The 16,536-nt window shown below is 38.8% G+C and carries 16 protein-coding genes; 9 read left to right on the top strand and 7 right to left on the bottom strand.

All coding sequences use genetic code 11. From position 1 onward, the window contains the following. Positions 1–72: 72 nt before the first annotated feature. The gene (locus Q0W26_RS03110) at positions 73–1,275 is read left to right on the top strand and encodes a GMC family oxidoreductase N-terminal domain-containing protein (protein ID WP_298522259.1); all 1,203 of its coding nucleotides are present in this window, start codon (positions 73–75) and stop codon (positions 1,273–1,275) included. A gap of 5 nt (positions 1,276–1,280) precedes the next feature. On the opposite strand, the gene pyrI is transcribed toward Q0W26_RS03110, so the two are convergent. The 5 genes from pyrI to hisA are packed head-to-tail and all read right to left on the bottom strand — an operon-like array spanning position 1,281 to position 4,534. Next, positions 1,281–1,760, bottom strand: coding sequence for an aspartate carbamoyltransferase regulatory subunit (pyrI, locus tag Q0W26_RS03105; protein WP_298522257.1), 480 nt, complete (start codon positions 1,758–1,760; stop codon positions 1,281–1,283). Positions 1,761–1,765: 5 nt separating this feature from the next. Continuing rightward, positions 1,766–2,260, bottom strand: a complete 495-nt coding sequence (locus tag Q0W26_RS03100) for a flavodoxin (RefSeq protein WP_298522254.1) — start codon at positions 2,258–2,260, stop codon at positions 1,766–1,768. A 29-nt stretch (positions 2,261–2,289) separates the two neighbouring features. Next, a complete protein-coding gene (gene argC / locus Q0W26_RS03095) occupies positions 2,290–3,312 on the bottom strand; it encodes an N-acetyl-gamma-glutamyl-phosphate reductase (protein WP_298522251.1) in 1,023 nt (340 codons plus the stop codon). Between the two features lie 13 nt (positions 3,313–3,325). Then, entirely contained in the window at positions 3,326–3,790 is a 465-nt protein-coding gene (locus Q0W26_RS03090; RefSeq protein ID WP_298522248.1) for an FAD synthase, read from the bottom strand. After that, on the bottom strand, positions 3,791–4,534 hold the full coding sequence (gene hisA / locus Q0W26_RS03085; protein ID WP_298522246.1) for a 1-(5-phosphoribosyl)-5-[(5-phosphoribosylamino)methylideneamino]imidazole-4-carboxamide isomerase: 744 nt from the start codon (positions 4,532–4,534) through the stop codon (positions 3,791–3,793). Positions 4,535–4,706: 172 nt separating this feature from the next. On the opposite strand from hisA, the gene Q0W26_RS03080 reads away from it, so the two are divergent. The 6 genes from Q0W26_RS03080 (at position 4,707) to Q0W26_RS03055 (ending at position 12,197) form a co-directional block, all read left to right on the top strand. After that, complete coding sequence (locus tag Q0W26_RS03080) at positions 4,707–5,651, top strand: AraC family transcriptional regulator (RefSeq protein ID WP_298522243.1); 945 nt, start codon at positions 4,707–4,709, stop codon at positions 5,649–5,651. A gap of 226 nt (positions 5,652–5,877) precedes the next feature. Further along, a complete protein-coding gene (locus Q0W26_RS03075) occupies positions 5,878–7,668 on the top strand; it encodes an ABC transporter ATP-binding protein (RefSeq protein WP_298522240.1) in 1,791 nt (596 codons plus the stop codon). Further along, entirely contained in the window at positions 7,668–9,413 is a 1,746-nt protein-coding gene (locus Q0W26_RS03070; RefSeq protein ID WP_298522237.1) for an ABC transporter ATP-binding protein, read from the top strand. The genes Q0W26_RS03075 and Q0W26_RS03070 overlap by 1 nt, the downstream gene beginning before the upstream one ends. A gap of 40 nt (positions 9,414–9,453) precedes the next feature. Then, on the top strand, positions 9,454–10,035 hold the full coding sequence (locus Q0W26_RS03065) for an MptD family putative ECF transporter S component (protein WP_298522234.1): 582 nt from the start codon (positions 9,454–9,456) through the stop codon (positions 10,033–10,035). Between the two features lie 10 nt (positions 10,036–10,045). Further along, positions 10,046–10,765, top strand: a complete 720-nt coding sequence (locus tag Q0W26_RS03060) for an energy-coupling factor transporter transmembrane component T (RefSeq protein ID WP_298522233.1) — start codon at positions 10,046–10,048, stop codon at positions 10,763–10,765. Beyond that, a complete protein-coding gene (locus tag Q0W26_RS03055; protein ID WP_342765330.1) occupies positions 10,758–12,197 on the top strand; it encodes an energy-coupling factor ABC transporter ATP-binding protein in 1,440 nt (479 codons plus the stop codon). Before Q0W26_RS03060 ends, Q0W26_RS03055 begins: the two co-directional genes overlap by 8 nt. A gap of 5 nt (positions 12,198–12,202) precedes the next feature. On the opposite strand, the gene Q0W26_RS03050 is transcribed toward Q0W26_RS03055, so the two are convergent. Both Q0W26_RS03050 and Q0W26_RS03045 read right to left on the bottom strand, forming a co-directional pair. After that, positions 12,203–12,373, bottom strand: a complete 171-nt coding sequence (locus Q0W26_RS03050) for a hypothetical protein (RefSeq protein WP_298522230.1) — start codon at positions 12,371–12,373, stop codon at positions 12,203–12,205. Positions 12,374–12,552: 179 nt separating this feature from the next. Next, positions 12,553–13,062 (bottom strand): hypothetical protein, encoded by a 510-nt coding sequence (locus Q0W26_RS03045; protein ID WP_298522228.1) that lies wholly within the window; start codon positions 13,060–13,062, stop codon positions 12,553–12,555. A 214-nt stretch (positions 13,063–13,276) separates the two neighbouring features. Between Q0W26_RS03045 and Q0W26_RS03040 the strand changes: the two genes are divergently transcribed. Together Q0W26_RS03040 and Q0W26_RS03035 are read left to right on the top strand one after the other, a co-directional pair. Further along, entirely contained in the window at positions 13,277–13,981 is a 705-nt protein-coding gene (locus Q0W26_RS03040; protein ID WP_298522226.1) for an ABC transporter ATP-binding protein, read from the top strand. Between the two features lie 4 nt (positions 13,982–13,985). Then, a complete protein-coding gene (locus Q0W26_RS03035; protein ID WP_298522224.1) occupies positions 13,986–16,256 on the top strand; it encodes an ABC transporter permease in 2,271 nt (756 codons plus the stop codon). Positions 16,257–16,536: the final 280 nt, after the last annotated feature.

The raw sequence follows: 16,536 nt of genomic DNA, 5'->3' as shown, positions 1-16,536 counted from the left end.
TATAAACATTATTTTATAATATCTTTTTATATAGTAGTTGTTTAAATATATAATATCAATAAAGGTGATTTAATGATTGTAATTGTTGGTACTGGTGCAGGTGGGGGCATATTGGCCCGTGAGCTTGCAAAAAACGGTAAAAATGTCACTATTGTTGAAAAAGGACCATATATTGAGTCAAAAGAGGCTTTCAACTATTATAATGAATATGTTCCTGAAATTGATTTGCTTGCAACAACCTGTGTCGGCGGTTCAACAATCGTTTCAATGGCCAATATGGTAAGGGCGCTTGACGAAGAGCTTCATGAATATGGCATCGATTTGACAAATGAATACGAATATGTCGAAGAGCTTGTTGGAGTTCATGAACTTGACGATTCCCATATCGGTCAGGGAACACAGCTATTTTTGGATGCCGCCAAGGAATTGGGGCTTAATGTCAGCAAAATGCCGAAGGCAATCCGTGAAGAGGACTGCATCCAATGCGGAAAATGTGCATTCGGATGTCCCGTCAATGCAAAATGGAGCGCACGTGACTTCGTTGATGAGGCAGTTGAAGCAGGTGCTGAACTAATAAGCGATGCTGAGGTAATTGATATCATTCTCTGTAATCTTGAAGCATGTGGTGTAAAATATGTCAAGGATGGAAAAGAATCAGTTATCAAGGCAAAAAAGGTAATATTGTGTGCAGGAGCTATAGGGTCTGCGATGATACTTAAAAGAATAGGCCTTACTGGAATTGCCCGTGAACTGTTCATCGATCCTTTTGTAACTGTCGGAGGATATCTAAAAGACATTAACTTCAACAGTGAAGTTCAGATGGCAGGTTTGGTGGTTGGAAGAAACTTTGTTCTCTCCCCTCACTTTTCGACATTTATCAACGAGGACGGCCAGCCTATTGAAGCCAAGGACATTCTCTCAATCATGGTCAAGACACGTGATGACGCTAAGGGATATGTCAGTGGCGACGGTTTTGTTAATAAAGTAAATACTATTAATGACATAAGACTGCTGGCAGAAGGAGTTGCCACTGCAGGATTCATTTTGGAAAAAGCGGGAGTTGACCCGAATACTATTTGCTCAACAGTGTATAGGGGAGCGCATCCTGGTGGAACAGCGGCAATTGGAAAGGTTGTTGACAGCAATCTTGAAACTGAAATTCCCAATCTGTATGTGTGTGATGCAAGCGTATTGCCAATAGCACCCGGAAAGCCACCTATATTAACAATACTTGCACTTGCAAAAAGATTGGCCGATTATCTATTGATGTACTAGAATATTCATTCGAACTGTTTGTCGATGTCTTCTGTCTGTATCAGTTTTTCACAGTAATGGCACCTTACAACAGGAGGATATTCTTCAATGACCTTGAACTTAGGTGTTATAGGTTCATTGGCGAAGTTAGTAATGCATTTCGGATTTGTGCATTTGATGATTGAAGTCACTGTTTCCGGAAGCATGATTTTATGTTTTTTAACCGGTTCGAAGTTTCTTATAATGTTGATTGTAGCTTTAGGAGCAATCAATGCAATCTGACTAAGTTCAGAATGGTCCAATTCCCTGTTTTCAATTTTAACAATATCCTTTCTTCCGATTTCGGAAGATGAAACGTTCATTGCTATTGTAACGTTTTTTGTTTCACTGTCCGGAAGGCCTAGAATCTTCAGGATATGCAGGGATTTGTTTGCAGTAATGTGGTCGATTACGGTACCGTTTTCAATTGCCTTGATTTTTAATTCTGTCTTGTCTTTATTGGCCATATGAACTACCTTCTATACATTTTCAAATCTTTCATTTCGATTATAGCTTCGGTATCTTTAATCAGTTGTTCTGGAGCTTTGCCTTTGGTTGCAATTGTAAAGCTTTCAATGACTCTAGCTCCGCGCATCCTGACCTTTTCCTCTAGTCTTTTGACGTTGGTGTCTCCACGGTTTGCATCCATTGTAGCAAATACGATTGCATCCTTTCCCCTCAGGTTGCATCTGTCGATTATTGTAAGTATTGCCGGAGTCGGATTTCCCATCCATGTAGGTGTTCCGAAGTATATGGTGTCATAGTCTGTAATGTCGACGTTTGCAGGAACTATTGTTGTTTTTGTTTCTCTGAATGCATTTATTGAGGATAAGAACTTGTTTTTAATACCATTACGTTGTTTCATATCATGAATTCTAACTAAATCTCCATTCAAATGTTTAGCTAATGTTTTAGCAACCAAATCTGTTTTTCCTCCTAGTGAGTAATAAATAATCAATGTTGCCATTTTTCTCCCCTCTCTTCAAATAAATTTGTTTAAGGATGAAGGCCGAAGTGTGTCAGTCCTGCGGTTTCTTCGATGCCGAGGATGATGTTCATGTTCTGTATGGCCTGACCTGATGCTCCTTTGACGAGATTGTCAATGGCTGAAAGCATGACAATTCTTCCGGTCTCGTCAATTTCAAATCCGCCGATGTGCACGAAGTTGGATCCTCTCACTGAACTCAAGTGTGGGATTTCCCCTTCATCCATAAGTTTGATAAAGAATTCTCCTCCATATTCCTTTTCATATAGTTTTCTGATTTCTTCAGCGGTAATGTCTGTGTTCTCATCATTCAAAAAGCTGTGGCTTGTGGTTTGGATTCCCCTTATGACCGGCACCAGGTGAGGTGTGAATGAAACCTTGACTCCTTCAAAGCCTTTCAGTTCCTGCTGGATTTCAGACATGTGCCTGTGTGAAGAAATTTTATATGGATTAACGTTATCGGCAATGTTCGGATAATGTGTGGTTGCTGAAGGATTCACGCCAGCTCCGCTGACTCCTGTTTTTGAATCAATGATTATTCTATCAACCAAATCATTTTTAACCAGTGGATATGATGACAGTATTGCACCTGTCGGGAAGCATCCTGGGTTTGCAACGAGATTTGCCTTTTTGATTTCGTCACGGTAGAGCTCAGGAAGCCCAAAAGCGCCTTTGTTTTCCTTGTCGGTGTGTTCCATGCCGTACCATTTTTCATAGACTTCAGTGTCCCTGTATCTGTAGTCCCCACTCAGGTCAACAACTTTTGCACCTGTATCAAGGATTTCAGGAACGATTTTCATTGACGCTCCGTGAGGTGTTGCAGTAAACACCACATCAGCATCCAAATCTGCAGGGCTTTTGTTTTTGAAAACAAGGCCAGAATCCCTTATGTGTGGGTGAATTTTGTGTGCAGGGGTGCCGTCGTACTGCCTTGAAGTGATGTCTGTCACTTCCACTTCAGGATGGTTTAAAAGCATTCTTAAAAGTTCTCCACCAGTATATCCACTTGCTCCTATAATAGCTACTTTAAACATTTTGATAATCTCCTTAATCTTCACAATGATCCATTATTTTTCCTTCGAAATCTGTATTCTGTATTTTTCTGATGATTTTGCAACTGCTGTCAAGCTCGCAATCTCGATATTTTTCAACACGTATTGCCTTTGCCTTCAGGCCTCTTTTGTCGATTGCAGCCTGCAGTTTTGAAATGTCATGGTTCTGGTCCGCACCGACGGTGATTATGTCCGGGTCGATTTCATGAACAATCTTGAACACGTCACCGTTTGCATCACCGAGATATGCCTCGTCTACGGGCTTTAACATTTTTATCAATTCTAAACGTTGGTCTTCGCCAACAATCGGAACTCTCTTTCTCCTTTCGACTGTGGAATCACGCGCCACAACAACATAAAGTCGGGCATCTTCACCACCAAGCTTTTTGGATTCTTCAAGATAAACCCCGTGTCCTGGGTGGAGTATGTCGAATGTTCCGGTTGCCATTACTTTTTTCATTTAATTTCCTCTCTTCTGATATTTTAAAGCTTCAGTCAAATCAATCTTGTCAGTATAAAGTGCAGAACCGATTACAACGCCGTCCACACCACTTTCATTCAATAATTTTAAATCATCAATTGTTGTTACTCCGCCTGAATACACTATTGGGATATCAACGGACTTTTTAAGTTCTTCGACAGGTTCTGTGTAAAATCCGCCCAAAAGGCCTTCAACATCAACGTTTGTGAATAGGATGCTTCCGGCTCCATGGTCCTTGAACTCCTGGGAGAGTTCTGTCGGGGATTTGTCAATCTTTTCCTGCCAGCCTTTGATTACGACCTTGTTGTCCTTGCTGTCAAGGGAAATCATGATTCTATCTGATCCGTATTCATCTGAAAGCTCTTCGATGGTTTTGGGATTTTTTATGCCCATTGTTCCAATGATTATTCTTTCAATATCAAGATCCAACAACTGGCGAGCATATTCCATGCTCCTAATTCCTCCGCCGAGCTGAATCGGAACTGAAACCTCTTTGAGGATTTTTTTGATGATATCGAAGCTTGCAACTCCATTTATTGTTCCGTCAAGGTCAATTACATGGATGTTTTTAGCTCCCAAATCCTCCCAGTGTCTGGCAACAAGTTCAGGATTTTCAATTTCAACCATTTCACTTCCAGGTTCTCCTTGAACGAGCTGCACGCATTTTCCATTCTTGATATCCACAGCAGGCATTATTAACATTTCATCTTTATTGAATGACATTTGCATTTTTCCTGTACAATTTTATTATAATATAAATATATGTTTTGAAATGTTTTATATCTTTCTTTATTTTGAAAAATTAGGTGAAATATTTGAAAAGGTTAATGCTTAAAACAAAATTTTATTTTACATTTTTTTTAAATTTAAATAATATTGAAGTTAAACTAATCTCATGAATGAAAATCTCTATGGGTTATTCGACAATGTTTTCTTATCTGACTTTACAATTAATGATGAAGGAATTAAGAAAACCATTGATTTGGGCAACTATGGAAAGCTCGAAACATATTCTCTGTTTCCAGGAATCATTTTGGCATTCATCGATATCTGCGTTGATAATTATGATGCGGTGTTTACAGAAGAGGAACTGCCTTCCCGTTTGCTTCAGATTAATCATTGCTCTAAAGGCAGATATGCATATATGGTCGGTGAAGACAAGCTGGTCTATTTTGGAGATGGGGATTTGTGCATAAGTGTCTATGATTCGACAAAGACATTGTCAGATTTTCCTTTGGGTTATTATAACGGTTTGGAGATTTTCATGGATGTGGATGTTGCTAGTGAACACATTAAGGGATATGTTCCGGATATTGATTTGATTGAGTTTTACGAGGATTTGGAAAGGTCCCAAGGTTATATGCTCATCCGCTCAAATGAAAGGATAGATCATGTCATCGGTGAGCTCTATGATGTTGATGAAAGAATAAAGAAACCATACTTTAAATTGAAATGCATAGAACTTCTGCTGTTTTTCTCCATCACCAAATTCGCTAAAAATGAATCTGTTTCCCTTTCCAAAAAACAGGTTGACATGGTTGAAAGTGTAAAAAATGATTTGATGGGTGATTTGGATGGAAAAATCACACTTGATGAACTTGCAGACAAATACTCTGTCAGCAAAACAACTTTGAAGAACTGCTTTAAGGAAGTGTATGGAAAGCCGATTATAAAGTGGAGAAAGGAGTATCGGCTTGATTATGCATGCAGGCTGATTGAAGATGGAGATTATAATATCTCCGAGATATCAAAGATGGTGGGATATTCCTCGCCGTCCAAATTCGGCCAGGCATTTAAGGATTATGTCGGCTGCACACCTTCTGAGTATCAGAAACATTAGTTGTCTTTTTGGTATACTTTTTGACTTTTCAGTTCAAATAACTTTATATACTAATTTTAATCAAATATTTATCTGAATATCGGTTTATTTAATTTGTTTTTTAATTAATAGCTAAATTAACTCTTTTATTTTATTTTTAAAAAATTTTAAAGGAAGTGTCTTTTTTGGTTATTTTAAATTTTTAGGTAAACCTAAATTTTATTAAATCAATTGTAAGGAGTTTATCATGTCAAATACTCGAAGTAAAAACAAGTTTATTAGATTATTGAACTATTCTGGAAATTACAAATATCTCACCATTCTTGGTATGATATTGTCCGCTTTAAGTGCAATTTGCCTATTGGTTCCATTCATATACATTTGGGAGGTAGTAAATGCGCTTTTGGCGGTTGCTCCAGATTTCACAAAGGCACAGAACCTGGAAATCTATGCAATAAGTGCCTTCACATTTGCCGTTTTGGGAATCGCATTGAACTTTTTCGGTTTGATGGGAACTCACCTTTCAGCATTCAAAAACGAAAAGAACATGAAGGATGCTGCCATGAAGCATCTTCTCAAGTTGCCGTTAGGATACTTTTCAAATCACACAAGCGGCGGGCTAAGAAAGGTAATAGATTACAGCACTACAAAGACAGAAACATTTCTCGCACACCAACTGTTTGATTTGACAGGAGCTATCGTGACTCCGATAGTATTTTTGATATTGCTGTTCAGTTTCGATTGGCTGCTTGGATTTGTCTGTCTCATTCCAATAATCTTATGCTTTGCATTCATGTATCCGATGTTTTCATCCGAATCACAGAACCTCATGGTGGAATACCAAAACTATCTGGAAAAGATGAACGGTGAAGCGGTGGAGTATGTCCGGGGAATTCCGGTTACAAAGGCATTCCAGCAAAGTGTCTATTCATTCAAGAATTTCATTGATGCAATCAGAAACTATGGAAAGTTCTCAGCAGAGTATTCTCTTTCAACACAGCTTCCGATGACTGCATTTACAGTTTCCATCAACGGTTTTTTCGCTTTGCTAATCCCTGCAGGGATACTGCTTGCAGGAACTGTCGTTGACGTAAGGTTCTTTGCAAACTTCATGTTCTACATCATATTCACTCCAATCTGTGCAGTCATGATGAACAGAATCATGACAGTTTCACAGGATTGGATGCTTGCAAGCCATGCCATGGAAGGCATTGAAGCTATATTGAATGAGGAACCCTTAGCCGAAGCAACAAATCCACAAAAACCTAAAAACCATTCAATAGAATTTGAAAGGGTCTTCTTTGACTATGAAAAGACGGACTCTGATGAGCACATCCTTAATGATGTCAATCTCAAAATCAACGAAAACGATTCTGTTGCACTGGTCGGCCCGTCAGGCGGCGGAAAGACAACAATAGCTTCCCTGATTCCAAGGTTTTGGGATGTGGGAAGCGGAAGCATAAAAGTAGGTGATGTTGATGTAAGGGACATTTCAACAAGGGAGCTCATGGAAAACATTTCCTTCGTTTTCCAAAATACTACCTTATTTAAGGATTCAATCTACAATAATGTTGCAATAGGTCGCAGAGGCGCCTCAAGAAGTGACGTGTTGAATGCCCTTCATCTGGCACAATGCGATGACATCATTGGGGAACTGCCTGATGGAATTGACACTGTTATTGGGTCTGAAGGAACTTATCTATCTGGAGGCCAGCAGCAAAGGATAGCGCTTGCAAGAGCGATTCTAAAAGATGCTCCAATCATCATTTTGGATGAGGCAACCGCATTGGCAGACCCTGAAAACGAATATATGATTCAAAAGGCAATTTCAGAGATTACCAAGGACAAGACAGTAATAATGATTGCCCACAGGCTGTCAACAGTCAAGAATGTCGATAAGATCTATGTGGTTGACAACGGAAGGATCGTAGAGGAAGGAAACCATGATTCATTGGTTGAAAGCAAAGGTCTATATTCAAGGATGTGGGATGAATTCAACCGGTCAATTCAATGGAAAGTTAAAAATGAGGTGGCATAATGTTATCAGAATATTTTACAAAAAGATTTGGTCTTACAAAACAGGGAGCCGACAATCTGGTTAAGGGTATAGGATATACAGCTCTTCTAAACATTTCCCTGATGTTTCCAGTCGGATTATATGCTCTGTTAATCAGCATGTGGGTGGAGCCTCTGATGGGCGGTGAAATCGTCGACCCTAATCTTGGAATGTTCATTGTCCTGATTCTTATTGTTTTGGGAATCATTTTCGCATTTGCATGGAAACAGTACCATTTCGTATTCAACACAACATATGTTGAAAGCGAAAACAGAAGAATCAATCTTGGTGAAAATCTAAGGAAACTGCCGCTGTCATTCTTTGAAAACAGGGACCTTGTGGACCTGACATCAACAATCATGAACGACTGCACTGATTTGGAGCATGTTTTCTCACATGCTGTTCCTCAATTGCTCGGATCCATTATCTCTTTGATATTGGTGGCCATTGGACTGTTCATTTTTGACTGGAGACTAGCAATAGCACTTCTGTGGGTCGTGCCTGTTGCATTTGTAATATTGTACCTCTCAAAAAGGCTCATATACAAAGGTGGTGAAATCGTAATGGAAGACCTGCTTGATTGCGGGGACTCCATGCAGGAATGCATTGAATCGATAAGGGATTTGAAATCATACAACCATGAAAGCGAGTACTATGGGAAAATCACCGGATTGACATCAAAAATAGAAAAATCCAGAATCAAAGCCGAGCTGATGGCATCAGGTGGAGTCATAACAGGTAAAGTGGTTTTAAACTTGGGAATAGTCTCAGTGATTCTTTTGGGCTCATATCTAATCATGACCTCACAGATATCCATTTTTACTCTGTTAATATTTCTGATAGCTTCTGCAACAATCTATGCTCCTGTGGAAAACGGGCTGATGTTTTTATCTGAAATCCTGATGATGGACATAAAGATTTTCAGAAGCAAGGAAATCGAAAGTCAGGTGGTTGAAGACGGCATGACAGAATATTCACTGGATGGCTATGACATCGAGTTTAAGAATGTTGATTTTAACTACGACGATTTGAAGGACGTTTTATCAGACATTTCATTTACTGCAAAGCAGGGTGAAGTCACAGCACTTGTCGGACCGTCAGGAGGGGGCAAAAGTACAGTTTCAAAACTGGCTGCAAGATTCTGGGATCCTGTTTCCGGTGAGGTTTCACTTGGAGGTCAAAATCTCGCCAAACTGGACTCTGAAAAGCTGTTGGAAAACTTTTCAATCGTTTTCCAGGATGTAATTCTGTTCAACACTACAATCCTTGAAAACATTAGGATTGGGCGAAAGGATGCAAGTGATGAGGAGGTTCTTCAGGCTGCAAAGCTTGCAGAATGTGACGAGTTTGTCCAGAAGCTTCCAAACGGTTATGATACTGTAATCGGTGAGAACGGTGAGCTTTTGTCCGGTGGCCAAAGGCAGAGGATTTCAATTGCAAGGGCACTTCTTAAGGATGCCAATGTTATCCTTTTGGATGAGGCAACTTCCTTTTTGGATGTTGAAAACGAATCAAAAATCCAAAAGGCACTGTCAGCCCTGATTAAAAACAAGACAGTTATCATCATTGCCCATAGGATGAGAACCATAGCAAATGCAGATAAGATTGTCGTATTGGATGATGGAAATATTGCTGAGCAGGGCTCACCTGATGAACTAATCGCTAATGACGGTTTGTTCAAAAAGATGGTGGATTTACAAAACTTAAGTGGAGAATGGCAGATATAGTCGTTCTCCTTAAAAACTACTAAATTCGGAGGAAATTACAATGAGTGAAAGATTAAACGTAAAGGATTTAATCACTGTAGGTATATTCTCAGTGATTATTATTGTATTGATATTCATTTTCGGAATGCTTGGATATGTTCCGATACTTATGATTGCATTGCCGATACTTGCGGCGCTGATTTGCGGAATCCCGTACATGCTGTTTTTAACAAGGGTTTCCAAATTCGGAATGGTCACACTTATGGGTCTGATTATGGGAATTGTGATGTTTTTAAGCGGACACACATGGGTGCCTATTGTGACATTCACAGTATGTGCATTCATCGCAGACTGCATCCTTAAAATGGGCAATTACTCTTCAATTAAAAACGCCATAATCAGCCATGGTGTTTTCATCATTGGAATAATGGGTAACATGCTGCCGTTTTTCATTTTGAAGGATGCCTTCATGTCTGCAATGCGCACATCCATGGGAAACGACTACGTTAATGTGGTTGCACCCTTCCTTCAGACCAATGTGTTGTTTGTTCTGTTTGTTCTTACATTCATCTGCGGTCTGATAAGTGCATACATCGGAAAATTGGTATTGAAAAAGCATTTTGAAAGAGCAGGCATTGCTTAAGGTGGAAAAGATGGGATTTGAACTAAATTTCAGTATAGATCCAAGAACAAAAATAATCATTCTCGCTATAATAAGTTTCATGGTCTTCAATGACGTGCCGATGTATGTTAGTGGAATTCTGGTTTTAATTCCATTTTTCTGTTTGTTTTTTTCAGACTATAAGAAAGCGGCAGTGATTTATATTTTAACATATGTTATTGCAAAATATCTCCAAATTACCATTCTTCCAAATGCTACAGGCATTTTAGCTATTGTGCTAATAACATTCAGCTATACTGCAACTAGAATGCTCCCGATTCTTATGATGGGATATTATACAATCATGACAACCAAGGTAAGCGAATTCATTGCCTCAATGGAAAAAAGCAATGTTCCGAAAGACATTACAATTCCGGTTTCAGTCGTTTTCAGATATATCCCGTCAGTGTTTGAGGAAATCAGGTCAATAACCAAAGCAATGAAAATGAGGGGATTTGGATTAACCTTCAAATCCCTGAAATCTCCCCTGAAAATGGTGGAATTCTACATGATACCTATCCTTATCAGTGCAGTCAAGACAAGCGATGAGTTGTCTGCCGCTTCCCTGACAAGGGGATTGAGCAACCCTAAAAAAAGAACAAATCTGATTTCAGTCGAATTCAACAAGTTCGATTACCTGTTTTTGGCAATATCTATTGCAGGAATTGCAGTTTATATCTATTATCTTTACGGAGGTGCTTTAATTGCTTAAGATGGAAAACGTCTCATTTTCATATGATGAGATGAGAAACGCCAATTTAAAGGATATCAATCTGGATATCGGTGATGGTGAAGTCATACTTTTGTGCGGTGAGTCCGGATGCGGCAAAACGACTCTTACACGCTTTTTAAACGGACTTATTCCAAACTTTTTTGATGGAAAACGTGAGGGAAAAGCATCTCTCAACAGTGAGTTGATTGATGAAATGCCTATTTATGAGATTTCAGAGCATGTGGGATCAGTATTTCAAAACCCGAAGACACAGTTCTTTAATGTGGACACTACAGGTGAAATTGTCTTTGGATGTGAAAACCTGGCCATGGATGCCAGTGACATCAAAAGGAGATTGGATAATGTCGTTAGGGATTTCGGATTACGTCATCTCCTGGACAAGAACATCTTCAAGCTGTCAGGCGGTGAAAAGCAAAAGATTGCCTGTGCATCTGTATCTGCCGTCAATCCGGAGATTCTGATTTTGGATGAACCATCCTCTAATTTGGATTCAAAATCCAGCTGGGATTTTAAGGCCATCATAGAAAAATGGAAATCACAGGGCAAAACTGTTATCATCGCAGAGCACAAGCTGTTCTTTTTGGATGATGTCATCGATAGGGTCATATTTATTAAGAATGGAAAAATCGACAACGAATGGACGATTGATGAATTTAAACAGGTCAATCACAGAAATCTCGGTTTGAGGCAGTTGAACTTGAATAATCTGACTGCAAAACATCCGGATTACTACTGCAGCAGTCCTGAATTCATGGAAATTAAAAACTTCAGATTCAATTATGGACGTACTCGCGTTTTGGACATTGACAGTGTCAGAATTCCAAAAAATGAGATTATAGCTATCATTGGAAAGAACGGTGCTGGAAAATCAACATTCGCCAACTGCCTGTGCGGTCTTAAAAGGTCATGCAAGGGCGAACTCATTTTAGACAATCACTCACTGAACCGAAAGGAAAGGCTTAAGAAATCGTATATGGTGATGCAGGACGTCAACCACCAGCTTTTTACCGAAAGTGTTTTGGATGAAGTACTTTTGAGTATGGATGGGGAAAATGAGGAGGGGGCATGTGAGATTCTGGACAATCTTAACTTGATTCACCTGAAGGATTCTCATCCGATGGCACTGTCTGGCGGTGAAAAGCAGAGGGTTGCAATAGCATCAGCAATTGCCTCTAAAAAGGAGATATTGATCTTTGACGAACCGACAAGTGGGCTTGATTTGAAGAATATGATGAAGGTAAGTGAGAATTTGAAGTATCTTCAAGGTTTGGGCATTACTTCCTTTATAATAACTCACGATTACGAGCTGATTTTGGAGGCATGTTCGCATGTCCTGCATTTTGAGGGAGGTAAAATTATAGATAGCTATAAGATGGATAAAGAGAAATTGAAAGAATTTTTCTTGGAATAATTAGTTTATTTGAATAATTCGGGATATTTTTTTTTCAAGTCAATTTCTTCTCCAATCTCTTCATAAAATTTTATTATCTCTTTTTTCAATTCTTCAGGATTATCTTTGCCCCAATCTAGTCGGTGTCTATCACTATCTCTTATGGATAATTTCCAACCATCATGTATGTTTTCCATTTTTATCGATACTCCTTCCTTTTTAAATTTATATTGTTATTTGAGTTATTTATAAGTTCGGATAATCGTTTAGAATATTCATTATTGGAATCGTATATTTCTTTTGAATTAGTTTTTCTATAAAATCTATAATGACATTTATTAAATTCTGTTTTAATTTCTTTTTTCATATCTTTAACTCATTTTGGTTTATATTTGCCTTTTGCTTCTAAAATCCAATATTCTTCTTCGGCACATATGATTTCATATTTTTCAAATTCATGGTCTAAAATTTCAAAATTTTCTGGTGAAGGTGCGGAATATGTTCCTTTAATATGATTATGTATGCTGCAAATGTTTCTATCTTTCATTAGTCCAGTATGGATCCAATCACTAACTTCTGTTGATTTTCCATTCAAACAGTGAATAATCTCATTATTTTCGTAGTCGATGTAGAATTCCCACTCTTTTTTTTCATTGATTGTTTTTTGTCTAAACAAATTAATGAATTCACATAGCTCGGCATCAAATTCTGATGGTAAATCTTTTTTGAGGAGTGCTTTTGCAGTTTTGTCTTCTTTTAGTCCGCAAAACTTTTTGAAATTATTCTTGTTGTAAACAGAATATGACAATGCTTCTTTTTCAGGTTTTTTATTTTTAATACTACTTTCAACAATGGATTTTTGGTTTTTTAAATTACTAATCTTCATAGCTTATTATTTGGATTAAATGATATTTAAACCTTTTTTAATCGAAATACTTAAATATAATGGGTTTAAAGCAATTTTACACTCTCACAATAATTTTACGAAGTGGGGTCAATTTTACTCTCTTGGGACAATTTCCAACAATTTTTTAGGCATACCTAAATTATATATATCATAAAAATGAAATATATTTGTAACAATTCAAGAAGGCGTATTAATGAGTACAATCATAGAATTTAAAAATGTAAATAAGGAATACAAATCAGGAGATCACATTTTAAAAGCTATGGATAACGTTAACTTTACGATTGACGAAGGGGAATTCGTCATAATTCTCGGACCATCCGGAGCGGGTAAATCAACACTTCTAAACCTTTTGGGAGGTCTTGACAGTGTAAGTTCCGGTCAGATTATTGTAAACAATCAGAATGTTGAAACTTTCAATGACAATCAGCTGACAGAGTACCGTGCCAAGAATGTCGGATTCATATTTCAATTCTACAATCTTATTCCGAATTTAACCTCTTTGGAAAACGTCGAACTGATGAAGGACATCGTAGACGTTGACATTAACGGATTGGAAGTCTTGGATTCAGTTGGACTGAAGGACCATGCAAACCAGTTTCCGGCACAGCTGTCAGGTGGTGAACAGCAGAGGGTATCCATAGCAAGGGCAGTGGCCAAAAAGCCGACAATGCTTTTGTGCGATGAGCCGACAGGCGCACTTGACTCAAAAACAGGGGTGTTAATCTTGAACTTGCTGCAGGACATGAGCAACACCCACAACACAACAGTCGTCATCGTCACCCACAATGCAATACTCGCCGAAGCCGCCGACAAGGTAATCAGAATCAAGAACGGCCAGATAGAAAGCATTGAAGTTAATGAAAATCCGAAAAAGATAACTGACTTGGAATGGTGATAATGTGCTTTTCAAAAAGATGCTGAGAGACATTCGAAAGCACAAGACACAGTTCATATCCATTTTTCTCATGGCATTTCTTGGGGTTTTCGTTTTTGCAGGCGTAGGCGGTGAATCAGTAGGCCTTGAAGTCAACAGCAATCAGTTCTATGAAGACACAAACCTTGCAGACGGATGGATCTATTCACCAGTCCTAAATGATTTGTTCCTATATCAGGTTGACCTTCTGGGCCCGACAACACAAATGGAGAGGCAGCTGGTTGTGGATTCTGTGGCCGACTTTGACAATGACCCCGAAATAACACTGCACTTTGTGGAAAACAATACCATATCCAAATTTTATCTGATGGAAGGCAAGCCTCTCGACATCAACGATTCAAATGGGGTATGGCTTGACAAAAGCTTTGCCGATGCAAAAGGCCTGAAGGTTGGTGATGACATTACCTTTGAGTTTGAAGGCTATGAAATCACAAAGGAAATCAGGGGACTCGGATATTCTCCTGAATACGTCTATCATGCATCTACATCTTCTGTCATTCCAGATTTCTCCAAAATAGGATTTGCATACCTGTCCCATAAGGCATTTCCGCAAGATAATGTGTCATACAACGTTTTGAATGTCAAATTTAAGGGCACACCTGAAAACTTCAATGACCTGCTGTCCTATCACATGGACGGTTACTACAGCACATTTGTTCCGCAGTCAGAGCACTCAAGCGTAGGTCAGTTTTCAGAGGAGATGGACCAGCACAAGATGATGGCAGACATTTTCCCTGTTGTATTCATCCTGATTGCAATGCTGATTCTTCTAACAACAATGACAAGGATAATCGCACATCAGAGAACTCAAATAGGCATCCTTAAAGCCAGTGGATTCAGAAACAGTTCTATTATCCTGCATTACATATCATACGGTTTCTGGCTGGTTCTGGCTGGATCCGTTTTAGGTTTGATTTTGGGACCTATCACTCTGCCTCAGCTCTTCTATCCGTCAATGAGCTCCACATACATACTGCCGTCATGGGAACCTGCATGGAGCATGAACTTTGTCTATATTGCGGTATTGATGGTGCTGATGTCATTGGCGGTTTCATATTATGCTGTGAAAAACATTTCGGATGAAAAGCCCGCAGACACAATCCGTCCAAAGGCACCTAAGGTTTCCACAACAGGATTCATGGAAAGATTCGGATTTTGGAAACATCTGTCATTCAATGTCCGCTGGAACTATCGTGACGCTAAAAGAAACAAGTTCAGGGGATTGATGACAATCGTCGGCGTAATTGGATGCAGCGCCCTTCTTGTATGTGCATTCGGAATGTATGATGGAATGAATGATTTGAAGGAATGGGAATTTAACCAGATCAATCATTACGATTCAAAACTGATAATCAATGACAATGCAAGCGAATCTGCTGTTGACGATGTGGCAGATGAGGTGCACGGCGACAAGCTCATGGAAGGAGCCATTGAAATAGAATCGGATTCAGCCAAAAAGTCCGGTTCGCTTCTGGTGCTTGACGGCACAGACCTTGTAACCCCAACAGACTATGACTGGAACAAAGTTGAAATAGCTGATGATGAGGTTTCGATATCACAGAAGATGGCAGATATGCTGGGCGTTAATGTGGGCGATACTGTCAAATGGCACATAATGGGCTCCAATAAATGGATTAACACAACAATCGACAAGATTCATGCAGACCCTACATCACAGGGATTCATAATGTCCAAGGATAAATTGGAGGATTTGGATTTGAACTACACTCCAACAAGCATAATCACTGAAGAGCATGTGGACAAGAACTACACCGCAATAAAATCTTCCAGCTCAATGAAGGACATGACCTCAAGCTGGGACGAGCTTACAGAATCAATGTGGCTTCTGATATACATACTTATATTCTTTGCAAGTCTCCTTGCAGTGGTTGTTTTATATAATCTTGGATTGCTGTCATTTACAGAAATCGAACGTGAAATTGCAACACTGAAGGTTTTGGGATTCAGGACAAGGGCCCTGAGGAAATTATTGCTGACACAAAACCTGTGGTTTACAGCTATCGGATTCCTGTTGGGGCTTCCTGTAGGTTATATCATCCTTAAAATAATGTGGGATTCATCAGGGGATTCATTTTATATCCTTCCTTCAATATCTCTTATGAATCTTCTAATTACTGGAATCATTACATTTTCCCTGTCCATAATCGTAAACCTGATGTTTTCACGCAAGATTAAAAAGCTTGACATGGTCGAGTCACTCAAAAGTGGTGAATAGGTTGGCGCCGATTCACCCTCATTTTGTGACAAAATCTTTAACATTTTTGTGCAAGAATTCTCCGGCTTCTTTAAGCCGGAGATGAATTGCACTTTGATGGGTATTAGAATTTTTTTCATTAGAAAAAAATTAATAGTTTGCAAATGCTTGGATAAACTTTTTTTATTAAAAGGGTATATAATTATGGTTAAGAAAAGAGCAGTTATTTTTCATTTGTCCTTTGGGAAAAAATGTCAGATTCTTTTGGAAATCCATGTATTTTTAAGGGATATAAATGGAT

This window comes from uncultured Methanobrevibacter sp. (assembly GCF_947169325.1).
Classification (GTDB): domain Archaea; phylum Methanobacteriota; class Methanobacteria; order Methanobacteriales; family Methanobacteriaceae; genus Methanocatella.
Note: the sequence above shows the minus strand (reverse complement) of the source record. Positions and strands in the feature narration are given on the sequence as shown.